This window comes from Geomicrobium sediminis, assembly GCF_016908595.1.
In the GTDB taxonomy this organism is placed as follows: domain Bacteria; phylum Bacillota; class Bacilli; order Bacillales; family Marinococcaceae; genus Geomicrobium_A; species Geomicrobium_A sediminis.
Genome location: NZ_JAFBEC010000001.1, coordinates 392,005 through 411,002, shown reverse-complemented (window position 1 = coordinate 411,002; position 18,998 = coordinate 392,005). Strand labels below are relative to the sequence as shown.

Annotated in this window: 21 protein-coding genes and 1 other annotated feature; of the genes, 17 read left to right on the top strand and 4 right to left on the bottom strand. The window is 42.6% G+C overall.

Annotated features, from left to right (window positions below; all coding sequences use genetic code 11):
• Positions 1-12 precede the first annotated feature (12 nt).
• The 3 genes from JOD17_RS02115 (at position 13) to JOD17_RS02105 (ending at position 2,600) form a co-directional block, all read left to right on the top strand.
• On the top strand, positions 13-798 hold the full coding sequence (locus JOD17_RS02115) for an SDR family NAD(P)-dependent oxidoreductase (protein WP_204695492.1): 786 nt from the start codon (positions 13-15) through the stop codon (positions 796-798).
• A 113-nt stretch (positions 799-911) separates the two neighbouring features.
• Complete coding sequence (locus tag JOD17_RS02110; protein WP_204695491.1) at positions 912-1,883, top strand: AEC family transporter; 972 nt, start codon at positions 912-914, stop codon at positions 1,881-1,883.
• A 45-nt stretch (positions 1,884-1,928) separates the two neighbouring features.
• On the top strand, positions 1,929-2,600 hold the full coding sequence (locus JOD17_RS02105; RefSeq protein ID WP_204695490.1) for a glycosyltransferase family protein: 672 nt from the start codon (positions 1,929-1,931) through the stop codon (positions 2,598-2,600).
• Between the two features lie 67 nt (positions 2,601-2,667).
• Here the strand turns inward: JOD17_RS02105 and JOD17_RS02100 are convergent, their stop codons facing one another.
• The gene (locus JOD17_RS02100; protein WP_204695489.1) at positions 2,668-3,126 is read right to left on the bottom strand and encodes an SRPBCC family protein; all 459 of its coding nucleotides are present in this window, start codon (positions 3,124-3,126) and stop codon (positions 2,668-2,670) included.
• Positions 3,127-3,265: 139 nt separating this feature from the next.
• Between JOD17_RS02100 and JOD17_RS02095 the strand changes: the two genes are divergently transcribed.
• The 7 genes from JOD17_RS02095 to JOD17_RS02065 all read left to right on the top strand — a co-directional run bounded on the left by JOD17_RS02095 (position 3,266) and on the right by JOD17_RS02065 (position 8,902).
• The gene (locus JOD17_RS02095; RefSeq protein WP_204695488.1) at positions 3,266-3,700 is read left to right on the top strand and encodes a hypothetical protein; all 435 of its coding nucleotides are present in this window, start codon (positions 3,266-3,268) and stop codon (positions 3,698-3,700) included.
• Positions 3,701-3,756: 56 nt separating this feature from the next.
• On the top strand, positions 3,757-4,233 hold the full coding sequence (locus JOD17_RS02090) for a DinB family protein (RefSeq protein WP_204695487.1): 477 nt from the start codon (positions 3,757-3,759) through the stop codon (positions 4,231-4,233).
• A gap of 132 nt (positions 4,234-4,365) precedes the next feature.
• On the top strand, positions 4,366-5,109 hold the full coding sequence (gene pxpB, locus JOD17_RS02085; protein WP_204695486.1) for a 5-oxoprolinase subunit PxpB: 744 nt from the start codon (positions 4,366-4,368) through the stop codon (positions 5,107-5,109).
• Positions 5,099-6,115 carry a 5-oxoprolinase subunit C family protein gene (locus JOD17_RS02080; RefSeq protein ID WP_204695485.1) on the top strand — a complete coding sequence of 339 codons (1,017 nt, stop codon included), beginning with the start codon at positions 5,099-5,101 and terminating at the stop codon, positions 6,113-6,115. Before pxpB ends, JOD17_RS02080 begins: the two co-directional genes overlap by 11 nt.
• Positions 6,115-6,888: a putative hydro-lyase gene (locus JOD17_RS02075; protein WP_204695484.1), complete on the top strand. Its 774-nt coding sequence runs from the start codon at positions 6,115-6,117 to the stop codon at positions 6,886-6,888. The genes JOD17_RS02080 and JOD17_RS02075 overlap by 1 nt, the downstream gene beginning before the upstream one ends.
• A gap of 20 nt (positions 6,889-6,908) precedes the next feature.
• Positions 6,909-8,123 carry an NRAMP family divalent metal transporter gene (locus JOD17_RS02070; protein WP_204695483.1) on the top strand — a complete coding sequence of 405 codons (1,215 nt, stop codon included), beginning with the start codon at positions 6,909-6,911 and terminating at the stop codon, positions 8,121-8,123.
• A 20-nt stretch (positions 8,124-8,143) separates the two neighbouring features.
• On the top strand, positions 8,144-8,902 hold the full coding sequence (locus JOD17_RS02065; protein ID WP_204695482.1) for a LamB/YcsF family protein: 759 nt from the start codon (positions 8,144-8,146) through the stop codon (positions 8,900-8,902).
• 55 nt (positions 8,903-8,957) lie between these two features.
• Here JOD17_RS02065 and argS read toward each other — a convergent pair whose 3' ends face one another.
• The 3 genes from argS to JOD17_RS02050 form a co-directional block, all read right to left on the bottom strand.
• Positions 8,958-10,595 (bottom strand): arginine--tRNA ligase, encoded by a 1,638-nt coding sequence (gene argS, locus JOD17_RS02060; protein WP_204695481.1) that lies wholly within the window; start codon positions 10,593-10,595, stop codon positions 8,958-8,960.
• Between the two features lie 38 nt (positions 10,596-10,633).
• Positions 10,634-10,840, bottom strand: a binding site (T-box leader).
• A gap of 88 nt (positions 10,841-10,928) precedes the next feature.
• Positions 10,929-11,831 (bottom strand): hydroxymethylglutaryl-CoA lyase, encoded by a 903-nt coding sequence (locus JOD17_RS02055; protein WP_204695480.1) that lies wholly within the window; start codon positions 11,829-11,831, stop codon positions 10,929-10,931.
• Entirely contained in the window at positions 11,831-12,475 is a 645-nt protein-coding gene (locus tag JOD17_RS02050; protein WP_042358340.1) for a GntR family transcriptional regulator, read from the bottom strand. Before JOD17_RS02050 ends, JOD17_RS02055 begins: the two co-directional genes overlap by 1 nt.
• 167 nt (positions 12,476-12,642) lie before the next feature.
• Between JOD17_RS02050 and JOD17_RS02045 the strand changes: the two genes are divergently transcribed.
• The 7 genes from JOD17_RS02045 (at position 12,643) to JOD17_RS02015 (ending at position 18,962) form a co-directional block, all read left to right on the top strand.
• The gene (locus tag JOD17_RS02045) at positions 12,643-13,845 is read left to right on the top strand and encodes a CaiB/BaiF CoA transferase family protein (protein WP_204695479.1); all 1,203 of its coding nucleotides are present in this window, start codon (positions 12,643-12,645) and stop codon (positions 13,843-13,845) included.
• A gap of 28 nt (positions 13,846-13,873) precedes the next feature.
• Positions 13,874-14,122 carry a hypothetical protein gene (locus JOD17_RS02040; protein ID WP_042358212.1) on the top strand — a complete coding sequence of 83 codons (249 nt, stop codon included), beginning with the start codon at positions 13,874-13,876 and terminating at the stop codon, positions 14,120-14,122.
• Positions 14,122-15,633: a sodium:solute symporter family protein gene (locus tag JOD17_RS02035; protein WP_239575112.1), complete on the top strand. Its 1,512-nt coding sequence runs from the start codon at positions 14,122-14,124 to the stop codon at positions 15,631-15,633. Before JOD17_RS02040 ends, JOD17_RS02035 begins: the two co-directional genes overlap by 1 nt.
• 171 nt (positions 15,634-15,804) lie before the next feature.
• The gene (locus JOD17_RS02030) at positions 15,805-16,128 is read left to right on the top strand and encodes a membrane protein (protein ID WP_042358214.1); all 324 of its coding nucleotides are present in this window, start codon (positions 15,805-15,807) and stop codon (positions 16,126-16,128) included.
• A 483-nt stretch (positions 16,129-16,611) separates the two neighbouring features.
• A complete protein-coding gene (locus JOD17_RS02025; protein ID WP_239575110.1) occupies positions 16,612-17,388 on the top strand; it encodes a class I SAM-dependent methyltransferase in 777 nt (258 codons plus the stop codon).
• Between the two features lie 132 nt (positions 17,389-17,520).
• Positions 17,521-18,585, top strand: coding sequence for a zinc-binding metallopeptidase family protein (locus JOD17_RS02020; RefSeq protein WP_204695478.1), 1,065 nt, complete (start codon positions 17,521-17,523; stop codon positions 18,583-18,585).
• A 149-nt stretch (positions 18,586-18,734) separates the two neighbouring features.
• Entirely contained in the window at positions 18,735-18,962 is a 228-nt protein-coding gene (locus JOD17_RS02015; protein ID WP_204695477.1) for a DUF4190 domain-containing protein, read from the top strand.
• The last annotated feature ends 36 nt before the right edge of the window (positions 18,963-18,998 follow it).

Below are 18,998 nucleotides of genomic sequence, written 5' to 3'. Positions count from 1 at the left end.
GGAGAGATCATAATGAGGTTAGAAAACAAAGTAGCGATTGTTACAGGTGGTAGCCAAGGGATTGGCGCTGGCATTGCAAAGCGTTTTGGCCAAGAAGGAGCCAAGATCGTTGTTGCAGATGTGAATGAAGAAGCTGGAGAGAATGTAATTGCTGAATTGAAACAACAAGAAGTAGAAGCGATTTTTGTACACACGGACGTCAGTAACGAAGAAAGTGTACAAAACCTCGTGAAGGAAGCGACTTCAGCATTCGGTAAAGTCGATATTCTCGTCAATAACGCTGCGATTAACTTTCGCAAAAGCGTGACAGATACGAGCTTTGAAGAGTGGCAAACGTTATTAGGTATTAATCTAAACGGTCCATTCCTATGTTCGAAGTACAGCATTCCAGAAATGCAAAAGGTAGGCGGAGGTTCAATTATTAACATCGCTTCTTGGCACGCTGAGAAAACCATTACACGTCTAGCGGCTTATGCATCGGCGAAAGGCGCAATGACAGCGCTAACGCGACAAATGGCGCTCGACTATGGTAAAGATCAAATTCGTGTTAATGCGGTAGGTCCAAGTACGGTAGACACACCATTATTACAAAAAACATTTGAATCATTAGATGATCCAGAACAAGCATTCAAAGATACGTTAAAGTTCCAGCCGATGGGGAGAATTGGAACGGTTGAAGACATTGCGAACACATGTCTTTTCCTCGCGTCAGACGAAGCCACTTACGTGAGTGGACAAACGATTATGGTCGATGGTGGTGCGATCAACAAAATCGCTAGGCCAATTGAATTTGATTGATGATTTAGGGGGGACTCAGTGCGATAATAAGCGCTGAGTCTTTTCGATTTATCGTATGATGGCTCTGTATTCATACTAACTTCACGAGAGATCTTACAGAAAGAAGGATAACGATGGGGTCACTGTTGTCTGTGTTTGCGCTCATCCTATTTGGGCTTGGAATTGGCAGAGGCATACGCATTTACACGATAAAAGGGTATATGCCAGCGTGGGTTCCAGTTGCGAAAGTGTTACGTGTGTTAACTTTTACCGTTCTACTTGGTCTTATGCCTATTGTGTTAATCGGTGCATTTTGGAACGTTGACTTTAGTCAAACAGAATTTTTAATACTTCCTGTTATCGGTGTCTTTACGATTTTTCTAGGTGGCGGTTTGGCACTGGTCGCTTCGAAGATTCACGGTCTTACGAGGGAGCAAACAGGTTCCATGTTTCTTGCCGGCGCCTTTATTAATCTTGGGAGCTTTGGGGCGTTGTTTTCCGTATTTTTTATCGGGATTGAAGCATTGCCGTTTGTGATTTTGTTTCGTTTGTTCGAAGAAATTGTATATTATGCCATCTGTTATCCGATTGCGAAATCATTTGGTCCATTGCGACACGTTTCATCTTCTTCCGGTATTAAGAAAATTATAAAGGACCCCTTTATAATGGTGACCTTTTCTGCGCTTTGTATTGGGGCGCTTCTTAATTTTTCGCCGCTTGAGTACGGGACATTTTACGATACGATTAACAGCATTCTCGTCCCGCTTTCAGCAATTCTTTTATTAGTGCCTGTTGGATTTTCAATGAAGCTCGGTGCCGTTCGAATGTATATGAAACCGAGTGGATCGATTGCCCTTATTAAGCACATCATCGTTCCAATTACGGTGACGAGCATTGCTTACTTCATTGGTCTTGGAAACTATGGAAATGGAATCATTCTCTACGTCGTACTCATTCTTTCATCCATGCCACCAGCGGTTTCATCTCTCGTTCCGCCTCAATTGTTCAAATTGGATGTTGATCTTGCGAATGCTGCATGGGTAGTAAGCATGTGTTCATTACTGTTCACTCTCCCGATTTTGTATGTCGTAACGAATGTATTGTGATAGGACAACAGCAATGATTCATAAAGTATCATTGAGGTGAGTCGTATGAACAATGATGCATCGGTATTTTCTTTTATTTGTTGCGTGAATGACGAAGACATGTATCGTGTGTGTGAAAAGCACATTGATGCACTTTATGTTCCTGAAGGATTTACAGTTGAAAAGATCGTGATGAAAGAAGCGAAGAGTATGGTGTCGGGATATAACGAGGCGATGCGTAAGGCAAAGGGAAAGTACAAAATCTATCATCACCAAGATGCATGGATGATTGAAAAGCGGCTCCTCTATCATATGATATCGCTCTTTGAAGCATCTGAGGTAGGGATGATTGGTGTATGCGGAACGAATAACCTCCCTCCTCATGGCGTCTGGTGGGATGCACATCAGAGGGATTTATATGGTGTTGTTATTGAAGAAAGGAATACAATTGGTGTTCTTTCATTTCAAAATCCTAGTCAACGTTATGAACGAGTAGAAGCGATCGATGGTCTTGTGATGGCAACACAGTATGATTTACCGTGGGATGAGCAATTTGATGGTTGGCATTTTTATGATGTTAGTCAATCTTCTTTGTTTCAAAAAGCTGGATTAGAAGTAATTGTGCCTCATCAAGATTCACCTTGGGTTTATCATAAATGCGGGGTAGAGTTTGATCAACGGGCTTATGAACAGTATCGTAGACAATTTATTATGTGGAAGTTAGCAGTCCGAAATTGAAAAGAAGCAGCTTGGTTAACGAATACGATATGTTAACCAAGCTGCTTCTTTTTTTGAATGCATAGGTTTATGACCTGAATGCTTGCGATAATTGTTGCTTTCGAAATTCAAATATTTCTTCGAGTCGTTTCTCAACTAACATACGGTGAGCAAGCGTGCCGAGAGGTCCAAAGGGGAGAACGTAGTGAATGATGTCTTCAATTTCAACACCTAAGGGGTGATCATTAAAGTGGTGCTGGTGATGCCAAAAACGAAAGGGGCCGAATCGTTGTTCATCAACAAATAATCGTTCCTCGATCATGTGAGTAATTTCGGTTACCCATTGAACAGGGAATGCAGGGAGCGGTTTAAGGTCATAGTGAATAATCATTCCTGGGTGCATTGTTCGTGACATGGGAGATCTCATATTAAATTTCATATCACCAGGTGTTATGGATGATAGTTTGCCTGGATCAGAGAAAAATTCCCAAGCTTCCTGCTTAGAAAGTGGTAACACTTGTTTTTTGTGCAATGTGTATAAGCGCATGCGGAACGCCTCCTCTCCTCTTTTTTACCCGTTTGCACGCAACTAAACACAGCTTCTTTGTAAGATTGTGAAAATCTAGTTCTCCTACTTTGTTTTCACTACTTTTGTCCGATATAATTTGGATAGTTTGATAAGGAGAGTGGACAACATATTAAAGCCGTTAAAATGGACAATGACCGTAGGGTTGTTATCTATCGCCCTCGTTGCTTGTGGAAATGACGAAGTGGATGAGACAGAAGATGTGGACACTGAAACGGAAGAGACCGAAGAAACAGGCGCTGATGACAGTACGACAGAAGAATCGGATGACGTTAGCGTAGGTGGCAACGAAACGGATGCTGATACAGCTGAAACGTTAGAACAATTAGATGAAGTTGAAGAAGCATTAGTCGTATATGAAGGCGAAGAGTTTGTAAATGTTGACCTTACATTATCTGTATCAGAAGATGAGGCGAACGATGATCTATTCGAACGACTTGAGTCAGATGTAACAGAAGCAATCGATGAGCGTCCAATTGATTTAATTGTTATTGTCGATGGCACAGCTGTTCACCAGTCAATGATTGAAGACTAAAGATTTGATTGGTGAGAGTCAGTACGCTATGATTCTGTACAAGGAGTGATACATTCATGTACCGAACTGTAGAAGATTTTATCCAAGATTGGACACTTGAATCTCGTGGGACAGTAGCAGTCATTGCAGCGATCACGGATGAGAAGCTTGACGTGTCAATCGTTGAAGGGCATAGTTCACTAGGTTGGTTAGCTTGGCATTTGGCAACATCACCGGCGTTCTTTTTAAGTCTCGTTGGTGTGAATGTAAATCCTGTTGGAGATGGTAATGACGTGCCTTCACAAGTTGCGTCTATTCGTGACGGCTACCAACAGACTGTCGACAATACGGTTGAGGCAGTGAAGCGTGAGCTTACTGATGATGCGATGTTAGAAACGGTTGAAGCGATGGGACAAGATGTTCCACGTGGAGCATTATTACGTACGCTCGTAAATCATCAGACGCACCACCGTGGCCAAATGACTGTATTGCTACGTCAAGCTGGCTTACAAGTGCCAGGCGTTATGGGTCCTACAAAAGAGGACCAAATGTAAATGTGACAGGTTAGACCGTTTGGTCTAGCCTGTTTTTTATGACCTGGTATTAGAAGGTACTACGTTGGAGACGTCCGTTTATTATGCTAATATAGTGATAATTTCTTTCTGGAGACGTGAAGGAGGTCCTTGATGGCAGTATATAAAGAGGCTGAGTTTTACGAATTAAGTGAACGTGCAGTAACAGTTAAATTTGGTGACGGTATTGATCCAAAACTGCATGCACGTGTTAGTCAGTTTATGCAAGTAATCGATGAGCAACCGTTTCAAGGGTATGTTGAAGCGGTACCAAGTTATACTGGCATTACGTTTTTCTATAATCCTTTGAAAGTTATAAAAACGAACAATGAAACTACAATTCAACAACAGGTCATTGCGGAGTTAAAGGAGCGAATTGCTCAGCTAGAGTACGCAACGAAAAATAGCTTAGAAGCAAATAAAATCGAAATTCCTGTTTTATACGGTGGAGAATATGGTCCTGACTTGCAAGAAGTTGCACATGCCAACGGTTTATCAACAGATGAAGTGATTCAGCTTCACTCAGAGCGCACGTATCTCGTCTATATGATTGGTTTTGCGCCTGGGTTTCCCTTTATCGGTGGGATGAATGAACGTATTGCCACACCGAGAAAATCGAAGCCAAGAGAAAAGGTTCCTGCAGGATCTGTTGGAATTGCAGGGCACCAGACGGGTGTGTATCCCATGGCAACACCTGGGGGATGGCAATTGATAGGTCAAACACCGTTGAAGTTGTTTGATGTAAATAGGGATGTGCCAAGCTTATTGCAATCGGGTGATCAAGTTACGTTTAAACCAATTTCTAAAGACGCGTTTGTCGAACTTAAGGAAAGGAGTGAAAAGAGCCATGACAGTTGAAGTCGTAAAGCCTGGGGTGCAGACGACAGTACAAGACATCGGTCGATTTGGTTATTTGCGTCAAGGTGTGTTGCAAAGTGGTGCGATGGACACGATTTCGTTGCGCACTGCCAATCAACTCGTCGGGAACGATGAATTTGCTGCTGCTCTTGAACTAACGATTGCGGGTCCCTCGTTAAAGTTTGAAACCGATGCTTTACTCGCAGTTACAGGTGCTGGCATGCAACCAGTCATTGATGGAAAAGAATACAGCTTAGGTGTCCCTCTTTTCATTCCTAAAGGTCAAATGCTTTCATTTAAGCCGATTAAACACGGAATTCGTGCGTACGTTGCAGTAGCTGGTGGATTTGATGTTCCTCAAGTAATGGATAGTCATAGTACATATTTGCGCGCGGGCTTTGGTGGCTTTGAAGGACGAGCATTGCAAAAGGGGGACGTATTGGCAATTCAAGAAACAGATCATCCGTACTTTAACTGGATGAAAGAACAAGCAGGTGGTTTTGTGAAGGCTCTTAAATGGGGAGCAAATTCATTACGATTGGATGAAGAACCGAACCAAAGCATTCGTATATTTAAAGGGACGCACTGGGACCGTTTTACAGAGGATAGTCAGAAGAAGCTCATTCATACTGATTATTTCTTAACGACACAATCAGATCGAATGGGCTATCGTTTTGAAGCGGAGGAAACGCTCGAATTAAAGGAAGCCTTTAACGTACTTTCAGAAGCGGTTGATTTCGGTACTGTGCAAGTTCCAAGTGAGGGGAAGCCGATGATTTTAATGGCGGATCGTCAAACGACGGGAGGTTATCCGCGCATGGCACAAGTAATTGCTGCGGACCTTTCGCGTTTGGCACAATTGAGGCCAACAGAAACGATGCGTTTTGAACTTGTCTCATTTAAAGAAGCAGAAGACTTGTATGTACAACAAGAACGATCCATGACTGAGCGAAAAGCCGGAATTCGTTTGCGTTGGAACGAATGTTTAAAAGGAGCGGGTGTGTAATGAAAAAGCGAGAAGCTATTATGGAAGAGATCAGAAGTGCTTCATTTACAACACCAACGTCGGGAGTTGCTGACGGTTACGCTCAAGCGAACCTTGTCGTTCTTGATAAAAAGTATGCGTTTGATTTTCTCGTTTATTGTGAACGTAACAAAAAAGCATGTCCAATTCTTGACGTCACGGATGTCGGCTCACCGAAACCAGTATTGACCGGACAGCAAAACGATCTACGTACTGATCTTCCGAAGTATCAAGTGTATGAAGCAGGGAAACTCCTGAAGTCCGTCAACGATGTGACGGGGTATTGGACCGAAGACTCGGTCGCTTTCTTGCTCGGGTGTAGTTTTACGTTTGAAGAAGCACTAAGACAAAATGGCATCCCAATTCGCCACAATGAAGAGAAGTGCAATGTTCCGATGTTTGAAACGAATATTGATACCATTCCTGCAGGTCCGTTTAGTGGTCCAATGGTCGTTAGCATGCGCCCGATGTCACAGCAAGACGCGGTACGAGCAGTCCAAGTGACGTCACGTTTTCCAGATGTCCACGGGGCACCGGTTCATATTGGCGATCCTAAAGCGATTGGTATTGACGACATCACAACGCCTGATTATGGGGATGCCGTAACGATTAAAGAAGGCGAAGTTCCGGTGTTTTGGGCATGTGGTGTTACTCCTCAGGCGGCAGCGAAGGCAAATGGGTTAAGTATGATCACTCATGCTCCAGGGCATATGTATATTACGAATGTAAAAAATGAAACGCTAGGTGTACTGTAGCGCTAGGAGGAAACAAGCTCATGGGAGCAAATTTACAACGACAATTGACAGATAAGGAACGGAACCGCTTTTTGCGTGGTGCGGTCTTTTTAATGGCGACTTCTGCTATCGGTCCAGCATTTCTTACGCAAACGGCGACATTTACAGAGCAATTTATGGCGAGCTTTGCATTTGCGATTGTCGTTTCGTTGATTATTGATATCGGTGTGCAGCTAAACATCTGGCGTGTCATTTCGGTTTCGGGAATGCGGGGACAAGAAATTGCGAATAAGGTTTTACCTGGTTTAGGGTTTGTGATTGCCGGTTTGATTATTTTTGGAGGCTTTGCATTTAATATCGCGAACCTTGGTGGTGCCGGTCTTGCACTCAACGTGCTTTTTGATTTTCCACCTGCTTTAGGAGCTGGAATTACAGCAGTCATTACAATTATTATTTTCTCAATAAAGAACTATGGTAAAGTGATGGACAGACTTATGCAGGCTTTTGGTATCATTATGATTATTATGACGGGTTATGTGATGTTTTCTACAGACCCACCGTATCAAGAAGCTTTAATTCGGACATTTGTTCCTGAAGATTGGATGATTTTACTTTTACCAATTGTCACGATCGTCGGGGGAACCGTAGGTGGGTACATCTCATTTGCTGGTGGTCATCGACTTGTTGATGCGGGTGTAACAGGGAAAGAGAATGTTGGTTTTGTAAGCCGTGCAGCGTCATATGGAATCTTAACGACAGGGGTTATGCGAATCTTTTTATTCCTCGCTTTCCTTGGTGTCGTTAGTGCAGGTTTCACGTTGGATGAGAACAACCCGGCGTCTACTGCTTTTCTTGTAGGGCTTGGTGATATCGGGTATTACATGTTTGGTGTTGTGTTGTTCGTAGCAGCCATTAGTTCAGTAATTGGAGTAGGGTATACGAGTATTTCCTTCCTCCGCTCATTCCATCCCGTATTTGAGAAGTACAATAGCTGGTTTATTGCAGGATTTATTACGATTTCAGCTACAATTTTCATACTCATTGGTCAACCGGTACAGCTACTCATTATTGCTGGTGCGCTAAATGGGATGATCTTACCGATTATCTTAGTGACGATTCTCGTTGCATCACGTAAAAAGAGCATTGTTGGAGATTATAAGCATCCGATGTGGCTCATTATCTTTGGAGCGATCACAGCGGTTGTTACTGTAGGTGCAAGTATTATTGCATTCAGAGGACTATTGGACTTATTCTAGTTTGAACAGGAGGAGAAACAATGGTTAAAGTTGATTTGAACTGTGATATGGGAGAAAGCTTTGGTACGTATGTCAAAGGAACAGATGAGCAAATCTTACCTTACGTGACCTCTGCAAATATTGCTTGTGGTTTCCATGCTGGAGATGCAAGTACGATGCGGAAAACGGTGAAGCTCGCTTTGGGGCACAACGTTCGTTTAGGCGCTCACCCTGGCTTGCAAGACTTGATTGGATTTGGACGTCGTTCAATGGATCTTTCGTTTGATGAAGCGTATGACTTGGTACAATATCAAGTCGGTGCATTAATGGGCATTGTCAAAGCTGAAGGTGGTCACCTTCAACACGTTAAAGCTCATGGTGCACTTTACAATATGGCAGCAGGAAACGAAGAGATTGCGAACGGAATTGCGAAAGCTGTGTATGATATCGACGACCAGCTCATTTTGTTTGGTCTTGCTGGAAGTAAGCTGATCGAAGCAGGAGAAGCTGTAGGACTTCAAACGGCAAGTGAAGTATTTGCCGACCGGACGTATCAGAACAACGGTATGCTTACATCACGTCGTGAAGCGAATGCACTCATTGAAGATGTGAATGTCGCGAGTGAACAAGTCATTCATATGGTTACTGAGCATACAGTGAAAACGGTACAATCAAAAGACATTGCCATTCAAGCAGATACGGTCTGTATTCATGGTGATGGTGCACATGCCTTAGCCTTTGCAAAGCAAGTGCGTGAGCAAGTTGAAGCAGCAGGAATTACGGTACAAGCGTTCAAGTAATCATGTGAAACGGCCATTCGTTAGTAGAATGGCCGTTTGTTTTTAAAGTTAGAGACTACATCTTTTTGGGTGCTTCAATGACGAGAAGGTGTAAGCATTCTTTGATCGTTACGTTAATTGCGTCAACGAGGCTTAAGCGGTTTTGTAAATGGACATCGTCTTTTAGAATGTGCGTTTGACTGTAGTAACGGTTAAAGGCTTGTGAAAGTGACAGGACGTATCTAGCGACAAGCGAAGGGTCGTGGGTATCAGCCGCTCGTGCGATTGTTTCCTCTAGTTTAGAGAGGACAATAAGGCATTCCCAAGCTTCATCTTCAACATTTTGACCGTCTTGCCACGTATAGGACTGTTCACGTATTAATGAATACGTACGAACGTGAGTGTATTGTACGTAAGGACCTGTTTCACCTTCAAAACGAAGCGTGTCTTCTAATGAAAAATCAATATCGTTTCTACGGTCATTTTTCAAGTCGTTAAAAATAATCGCGCCTACACCGACTTGACGGGCGACTTCTTGGCGGTTTGGGAGATTAGGATTCTTTTCTTGCATGTACTGTTCAGCGAGAGCAGTCGCTTCGGATAAGACGTCCTCAAGATAGACAACACTGCCTTTTCGAGTGCTCATCTTTTTCCCTTCAAGACGCATCATCCCAAAGTTGATATGCTTCATCTGCTCAGACCATTCATAGCCAAGTTTACGTAAGACAGCTTTTAGTTGTTTGAAATGAAGAGTTTGTTCATTACCGACGATATAGAGTGAACGTGTAAACTGATACGTTTGTTTACGATAGATTGCTGCTGCAAGATCACGTGTAGCATAAAGCGTTGCTCCGTCTGATTTTTTGATAAGACAAGGGGGCAAATGCTCTTGATCAAGTGAGACGACTTGAGCGCCTTCGGATTGTTCGAGTAAGTGGTGAATTTCAAGCTGTTCAATGACAGCTTGCATTTTATCATTATAAAACGATTCACTGTCGTAGGAATCAAAGGCTACACCGAGTTTTGTATAGATGCCTTGAAAAGACGATAGAGACACAGTTTTAAACCATTTCCAAAGGCTAAGCGCTTCTTCGTTTCCTCGTTCAAGTTCGTAGAACCATCGTCTGCCATCAGCTTCGTCACCTTCTTTATGAAAACGTACATACAGTTTTAACAATTCTTGAATTGGCGCTTTTTCGACCTCTTCTTGTACGCCCCACTCTTTGTACGCGGCAATCAACTTTCCAAATTGAGTACCCCAGTCACCGATATGATTAATGCGAACGACCGTGTACCCTTGGTTTTCGTACAAACGAGCGATGGATTCACCGATGATGGTTGATCGTAGGTGTCCCATCGAGAATGGTTTGGCAATGTTTGGTGACGACATATCAATCGTAACGGTTCCTTGATTTGTGATCTTCTTTTTTTTCTTAGAAAATAACAAATCAGCAAATGTTGTACGGTTGAAATGCACGTTAGCATAACCTCCGATGACGTCGACTTCGTCGATACTCGTAACGGCAGAAAGTATCGTTTGAATACGCAATGCAATATCATGAGGCGACATTTTTAATTCTTTTGCGAGTATGAAGCAAGGAATAGAGAGATCGCCATGAATCGGTTGTTTAGGGTATTCAAACAGTTGTATTGAGATGGGAACGGACAGTTCTAACGATAAGACGTTCGCTATTTCTTCTTTTAGCAAATTCATAAAACGCTCCTTTTTACGACGAAAAACCCCCACCTCAAAAAAGAGGCGGGGGTCCCGCGGTACCACTCTCGTTAACGTATGAAACGTTCACTTTCACATAACGGTGTGATTGCCGGCTGTTCGTACTCAAATGTTCAGAACAGCATCTTAGAAGTCCGCTTCACGATTCTGTTCCTGCCGGCTTGCACCAAACCCGGCTCGCTGTGAGTGAACATCATCGCTACTCTCTTCATCGTCGATTGTATAGTGAGGTTTATTGTATCTTAATATCCTTGTTTGTCAAGCACTCATCTTCATGAACGAAGAAGACTGGACCTGTCATTTTTCATAACATTAGGCTTTTGTCGTTTCATATGCAGGACCTGCCTTCATGACCATGCCAGGAAGTGTTTTGCCCATCACGCGTTCTAGCCAGTTCGCGGTTTTGAGAAGTTTCTCTAAATCAACGTCTGTCGCAATGCCCATTTCATGCAACATATGGATGAGATCTTCACTCGCGACATTACCAACGGCATTTGGTGCAAATGGACAGCCACCGAGCCCTCCTAAAGCAGCATCGAATGTCGTAACACCTTCTTCGTAACCAGCAATGACATTGGCTAACCCAAGTCCACGTGTATTGTGGAAATGTAATCCAAGGGGTGTATCAGCGCCAAAGTTCTCCTTAAATAATCGCACCATTTGCTTTACTTTTGTAGGGTTCGCCATTCCAGTCGTATCGGCAAGAACAATTTCAGTCGCACCAGCGTTTAAGAAACGTTCTACGACGTGTAACACTTTTGTTTCATCAACATGACCTTCATAAGGGCATCCAAAGCTTGTAGCTAACACAGCTGCAGATGGTCGTCCGGCATTTTTCGCATCCCGAATGACGGCACTGTTTTCATCTACACCCTTATCAACTGTCCTTCTCGCATTTTTCTGATTAAATGTGTCACTCGTCGCAACGACGACGTGTAGTAAATCGACGTCTGTCTCAATTGCACGTTCAAGTCCTGAACGGCTTAACACGAGTCCGGCATACGTGACACCGTTACGCTTGTTGATCGCTTTCATTACATCTTCCGCATCAGCCATTTGTGGAACGACTTTAGGGTTCACAAATGATACAGCTTCAACTTTTTTTACGCCGGCATCAACGACTTGCTCAATAAATTGAACCTTGTCCTCTGTAGGCACATGCTTCGGTTCATTCTGTAATCCGTCTCTTGGTCCAACCTCACAAAGTGTAATCATCACAAATCACTCCTTTTTAGTTGTTCAAGGACACGATCTCTTCCTTGATAAATATGTTCATGCATTGCACTCCTTGCGCGAGCGCTATCTTGGTCTTCAATCGCACGTATAATGACTTCATGTAGTTCAAACGACTGTTCTAGTCCTCGTTGTTCAAACCAATAAAATGAATGGAACACTAGAGGTAAAACAACGACCTTACGGATGAGATCTTCAGTATGTGGGTCTTTGCTAGCTCGAATCACAGTGTCGTGGAACTTGTGGTTTTTCTTTAATACATCTTGAATATGTTCTGTTTTATTTGTCCCTCGACTCATGATAATCGTTTTAAAATCTTCGTTTGCCTTGTGCATGTCGGACAGGTCTTGCTCTGTTCGATGAATGGCACTCAAACTAGCAGCGTAGCCTTCGAGTAAAGACCGCACATCATAGATTTGACGGATATCATTTTGTGAAAAGGAACGCACGATGTACCCTCGCTTTAGCGGGGTGATGAGCCCGTCAAACTCTAATTGCTTCAATGCGCTACGAATCGGTGTACGACTCACCTTCCATTCTTCGGTTAACGCTTCTTCGGTTAAGCGATCTCCTGGTTTGTACTTTCCCGTAATTAACGCTTGTTTCATACGTTCATAAACATTCAAAGCCAACACCTCTTCGTTTATTGTAGCTGAATGTTGAGAAAACAACAAAATAAAAATCTCTTTTTGTATACAATGAAGCGTTTACACAATGTTATTTTAAATTATTATTGATCTTTTGTATACAATGGTGCTATTGTTTTCTTAATATTCAATCAGGAGTGATGGGAATGAATGAGACGTCTATGCCCCTTAAAGGCATTCGTGTACTAGAGCTTGGGACGTTGTTAGCTGGTCCTTTTGCTGGACGTTTGCTTGCGGATTTTGGTGCAGAAGTAATTAAGATTGAACCCCCTGATAAGCCCGATCCAATGAGACAGTGGGGAAAAGAAAAGGACGGAGTTGGATTGTGGTGGCCGGTGCAATCCCGCAACAAGAAATCGATTACGCTGAATTTACGCACGGTAGAAGGTCAAACCGTATTCAAAGAATTGGCAGAGAGTTCAGATGTTGTCATTGAAAATTTCCGAACAGGCACGATGGAAAAATGGGGACTCGGTTACGAAGATCTTAGGGAAATTAACCCTCGTCTCATTATGATGAGAACGACGGGTTATGGTCAGACAGGTCCTTACAAAGATCGTGCAGGGTTTGGAAGTATTGGTGAGGCGATGGGTGGTATTCGTTACGTAACCGGTTTCCAGGATCGTCCGCCAGCTCGAGTAGGTATATCAATCGGAGACACATTAGCGGCATTGTACTCGACAATTGGTTGTTTAACAGCGATTGAAGAACGACACAAGTCAGGGGAAGGGCAGATGATCGATACGGCCATTTATGAGTCGGTGTTCTCCGTAATGGAAAGTATGATTCCAGACTACTTGCTAGCTGATTATGTACGAGAGCGAACGGGCAATATTCTTCCAGGTGTTGCACCTTCAAGTATTTATCGTACAAAAGACGATACGTACGTCGTGATTGGCGCAAATGCAGATGCAGTGTTTTCAAGGCTTACGAGAGCGATGGGACAACCAGAACTTGCTGAGCATGATGATTATAAAACACATCTTGCTCGTGGAAAGAATCAAAAAGAGTTAGATGCTCTTATTGAGCGCTGGACAAAAACTCTCGATGCAAAGCATGTGCTTGAAGCGTTAGAGGAGCAAGGCGTTCCTTCGGGACTGATCTATAGTGCGGCAGATATTGTTAAAGATCCGCATTATGCAGCTCGAGACATGATCGTTAATACAGAGCATCCACAGCTTGGAGAGTTTCCGATGCCTGGAGTTGTACCGAAGTTAAGTCGTACGCCAGGGCAAATCGATCATGCGGGAAGTGTAAAGCCAGGCGAAGCAAATGAAGCGATCTATCAATCGATGTTAGGGATGACGAGTGAGAAAATAGAGCAATTGCAAGCGCGTGGTGTCATTTAAACAAATCAGTCGTAAAGGAGGGGTTTGGATGAAAGAACCCATTCAAAAGAAGTGGATTTGGGTAGGTTTTGTATTATTGATTCTGTTTAATGCTCCGTGGTATTTACCTGAGGGGATGATCGAACCGTATATTCTAGGTATTCCGTTTTGGGCGCTCATTAGTGTTGGATTGTCACTAATTCTTTGTGCGTATTTGAGTTGGCTCTGTATGACGCAGTGGAACTTAATAGAAGATGAAGAGGAAGAAGAGTTTGAAAAAGAGAGGAGACAATCATAATGGAGTTGCAATTTGGCGGTACTGATGCCCTGATCATACTAGGTGCATATGCCGTACTCATGATTGTCATCGGCTGGATCGCGGGTAGAGGAAAGAAGTTAGGGAAAAGCGTTGGAGAGTATTATCTTGCGGGACGAAACTTAGGGTTTATTACGTTGTTTTTCACTCTTTATGCGACACAGTATAGCGGAAATACGATTGTCGGTTACGCACCAACAGCCTACCGGGAAGGCTTCTCATGGTTACAGTCAATACCGTTTATGACAGCGATTATTGGTGTATACCTCATCTTCGCACCAAGGTTGTACGTCATTGCGAAGCGAGCGAAGTTCGTAACACCAACAGATTGGATTAGTTACCGTTTTGAGTCGAAGCGGGTAACGATCGTTGCAATCTTGCTCATGCTTTGGGGATTAGGGAATTACTTATTGGAACAACTTGTAGCCATTGGTCATGCTGTTTCTGGGTTAACGGCTGGAGCAATCCCATATGGGTATGCAGTTATAGGATTTATCATCGTTATGCTTATCTATGAGTGGCTCGGTGGGATGAGAGCGGTTGCAGTCACTGATGTACTTCAAGGAATCATCTTGCTTGTAGGTATTTTTGTTGTACTAATCGGTGCTTTAGCGTTAGCGGGAGGGAGTCTTAGCGGAGTTTCAGAAACGATTGCTGCAACCGAACCACAGAAAATTGGAGTACCTGATTTACAGACGAATATAAACTGGATTAGTATGATTCTTCTAGCAGGTATTGGTGCTGCCGTATATCCACATGCTGTGCAACGGATTTATTCAGCAAAGAGTGAGCGTACATTGAAACGATCATTTGCTCGTATGGCTTGGATGCCTCCGATTACGACGGGGTTAGTCCTAGTTGTTGGTATTATTTGTATCGTTTTATACCCTGGAATGGATACATGGCAATCAGAGCAAGTCATAGGTATACTTGCAAATGATATTGCTGCCATGCACCCATTCTATTATTGGATGATGATTATCTTCTTCGGTGGAATCGTTGGTGCGATTATTTCTACTGCGGATTCAGTATTACTAAGTTTCTCATCTATGGTGTCTCATGATATTTATGGGAAGTACATCAACCCTAATGCAACAGATGAGCGTAAAGTAAAAGTAGGAAAGTTCGTCGGTATTGTTGTCGTCTTCTTGTTGTTGTGGATTGCATGGAACCCACCAGGAACACTTTATCAAATCTTTGTTTTGAAATTCGAATTGTTAATTCAAGTTGCACCTTGCTTTTTGTTAGGCTTGTATTGGAAGCGTTTACGGGCAACGCCAGTGTTCTGGGGTATGGTGATTGGAGCCACAATTGCAGGGGTCATGACTCTTACAGGAAACAATACACTCTACGGAATTCACGGCGGGATCATTGGCTTGATTGCTAACTTTGTCGTCTGTGTCATTGGTTCATTGATGATGCCAGTATCCGAGGATTACAAAAAGCATATTCATACAAAAACATCTATTCATGATAACGGCGTACAAATGTAGTTCTGAGAAGGTGTAATTGTGCATACTTGTTGTTAATCAAACGTTTAATTAACGAACGAGAGCATCTTCTTTCCTTTCCGTCAGCAATGTTGTATGTTTAAAACATAAAAAATGAAACCATGACTCATTTTCAAACGTATTTAAGATTAATAAAGGAAAGGAGATGTTGGTATGTCAGAAATACAACGAACGCCGGACCGAGATGCGGAAGAAAATATGGGTTTAGGAATTGTTGCATACATTTTGTTCTTTATTCCGTTACTTGCTGGTAAAGATTCTCCATTTGCGAGGTATCATGCAAATCAAGGATTGTTGCTGTTAATCTTAGGGATTATTGTGGCGATTCTAGGATCGATTCCGATTATAGGGACATTTATTATTGGCCCAATCGGTTCATTATTTGTCCTCGCATTGTTCATTCTAGGTGTCGTGAACGCAGTGCAGAAGAAAAGAAAGCCTCTTCCAGTCATTGGTGGAATACAGATCATTAAGTAAATGGAAACGGTTGTCTAAGGTGCTAATCTTAAGGCAACTGTTTTTTTTTTGTGGTTGAAGAAAAGAAGGGTGCGCAATGAAAAGAGTTGAGCATGGTTGTCTCGACCATTCATCAAAAAAGTAGAGTATTTGTAGGCACTGGTTTCGTTAGTTAGCATGGATGTCATACTGATGGATGGTTACTTATATGTTCTAGAAGCGTTCTTTGCGAAGTGCTTACATACGGTGAAGTCGTTACGGGGGAAGTAGAAGGCACCCTTCTTTCACTTAATGCTAACATTTTTCAGATAAATTGCAATACTTTTATCATACTTTTTCACAATTTCAACGATAATAGTTCGGTTAAAAGAAGAATGGCATAAGCCTTAAGTCTGTTTTCTAATGATGATTCATTTTTCTTATAGGTAGCCATTCAGTATTCGTAGTAGTCCTTCTTGCTCTAGTACCATAAACTGAGTGTATAAAGGTAAAGAGGTGGTTATCTTGAACAACCAAAAAAATGCGGTGCAACAAACGTTCTCATCCTCTTCTCAGAACTATGTGAAAAGTGAGCTACATGCGAAAGGAAAAGATTTAGCAGCACTCGTTACGGAAATTTCAACGCTTAAACCGAAGTCATTACTAGATATTGCAGTAGGTGCTGGTCATGTTAGCAATGCGGTCGCGCCTTACGTAGAAAAAGTGACTGCAATGGATTTAACCGATGAAATGCTTACGACTGCAGAAGCTTTTATTACAGGGAACGGGCATCAAAACGTTCAGTTTGAGCGAGGGGATGCGGAATCGTTGTCCTATGAAAGCGATTGGTTTGATGTGTCGGTATGTCGAATTGCTGCGCATCACTTTGAACATCCGGTTCAGTTTTTGGACAGCGTACATCGAGTGACGAAGTCTGGTGGACGTTTCTATTTATTAGACAATACGGCACCAGAGATTGATGAGTATGATCACTTTTACAACGAAATAGAAAAAATGCGTGATCCGAGTCATTATCGAGCTTGGAAAAAAAGCGAATGGATCGCTATGATTGAACAGTCTGGACTTGTCGTTGAGCATTTAGAACGTTACCCGAAAGTTTTTCAATTTGACGATTGGTGTGAGCGTTTGAACCTTTCTAAGGAACTCCGTCAAGAACTTACTGAACGATTGAAAGATACAACTGTTGAACAGAAGAAGAAGTTCAATATTGATATTGACGAAAGCGGAGCTGTGAAGTCTTTCTCAGGGGAGTCTGTTTTAATTCGAGCAAGAAAGTTATAACCTAACTTGATAAAAATGTTTGTTTCAACGTCAATCATGTGATTGGCGTTGTTTAGTTATGCATCGTTTAGGAAAAAGTAGTGAATTCGGTTACAATAAAGGCAATTGTTGAGGTTAGAAAGGATGTTTAATATGAGTAAGAGTCATCAGTTTTTATATGAATTAGTCAATACACCGTCACCATCGGGTTATGAAGAGCTAGTGCAATCAAAATGGTTAAACTATGTTCAGCCGTTTGCGGATGAATTAAGAACGGATCATGCTGGAAACGCTTATGCGGTCTTAAATCCGAATGCGCCATTTAAAGTTCTAATCGCAGGACATGCAGATGAGATTGGGTTTTTAGTGAAATCAATTGATGAACGAGGATTTATTTATGTTGAGAAACTCGGAGGGATCTCTCCTGCGAATGCCTTAGGGATGGAAGTAACTATTCATGGTGAGCGTGGAGAAGTTACTGGAACGTTTGGGACGAATGCAGAGCACCATGGAGGTGCAAAAGATAAGATTACAGTTGATGATCTTTACATCGATATTGGGGCAACGTCAAAAGATGAGGTGATGCAATATATTCGTGTAGGAGATCCGGCGATATACGATGTAACACCTAAAACGTTACTTAACCAAAGGGTTAGTGCACGTGGCCTTGATAATCGTAGTGGTGCTTACATCGTAGCGGAAGTCATTCGTCGCTTGCAAGGTGAGAAAGTTCAAGTTGGTGTATACGGCGTGAGTACCGTCAATGAAGAAACGAATATGGGTGGCGCTTATTTTGCAGGTGCACAAGTGGAGCCGACGATGGCGATTGCTCTTGACGTTACATTTGCGACCGATTACCCGAGTGCAGATCCTAAGAAAAACGGTGATGTACAACTAGGCAAGGGACCAGTCCTTGCGATAGGTGCACCCATTAATCGCAAAATTAATGGCATCTTTGAACGTGTAGCAAGTGAAAATGGCATTGATTTACAGTATGAATTAACACCAAGAACGACAGGTACGGATGCGGATCGCCTTCGTGTTACGGGTCGCGGGGTGCCTGTAGCGGTCGTATCGCTACCGTTGCGATATATGCATGCACCTAGAGAGGTTGTTTCTCTTGAGGATATTGAACTGGAAATTGAGCTTCTCGTACGTTTTATTTTGAGCTTAGAGGGAAAAGAAGGACTAAAGCCAGTCGAAGTTCCTTCAAATTGATGATTTAAAGAAACGCCATTCCATGTTTCACGTAGAGCACGTTCTAGATGAACGTAAACGAGCACGTCTATTGAATGGAGTACGGATTCGGAATCACTCTTTGAAAGCTTTACTATTCAGAAGTACGTACATTCGATAGGAGGAATTCCATGAACGGCAAAGCAATTGCTTCAGTGATCTTAGGTCTCGTTTCGTTTTTTGTTTCATGGATTGGATTTTTAACCGGTGTTGTTGGACTCGTATTAGGAATTATGGCCGTGCGGGAACCAAACGGTGGTGGATTAGCGATTACAGGAATTATAATTAGTGGACTTTCTGTGTTCTTAAATATTTTACTCATCATTTTTGGTGTCGCGTTCCTCGGGTTTTTAATCTAATTAACAGAGCAATCGATCTAGCAATCGATTGCTCTG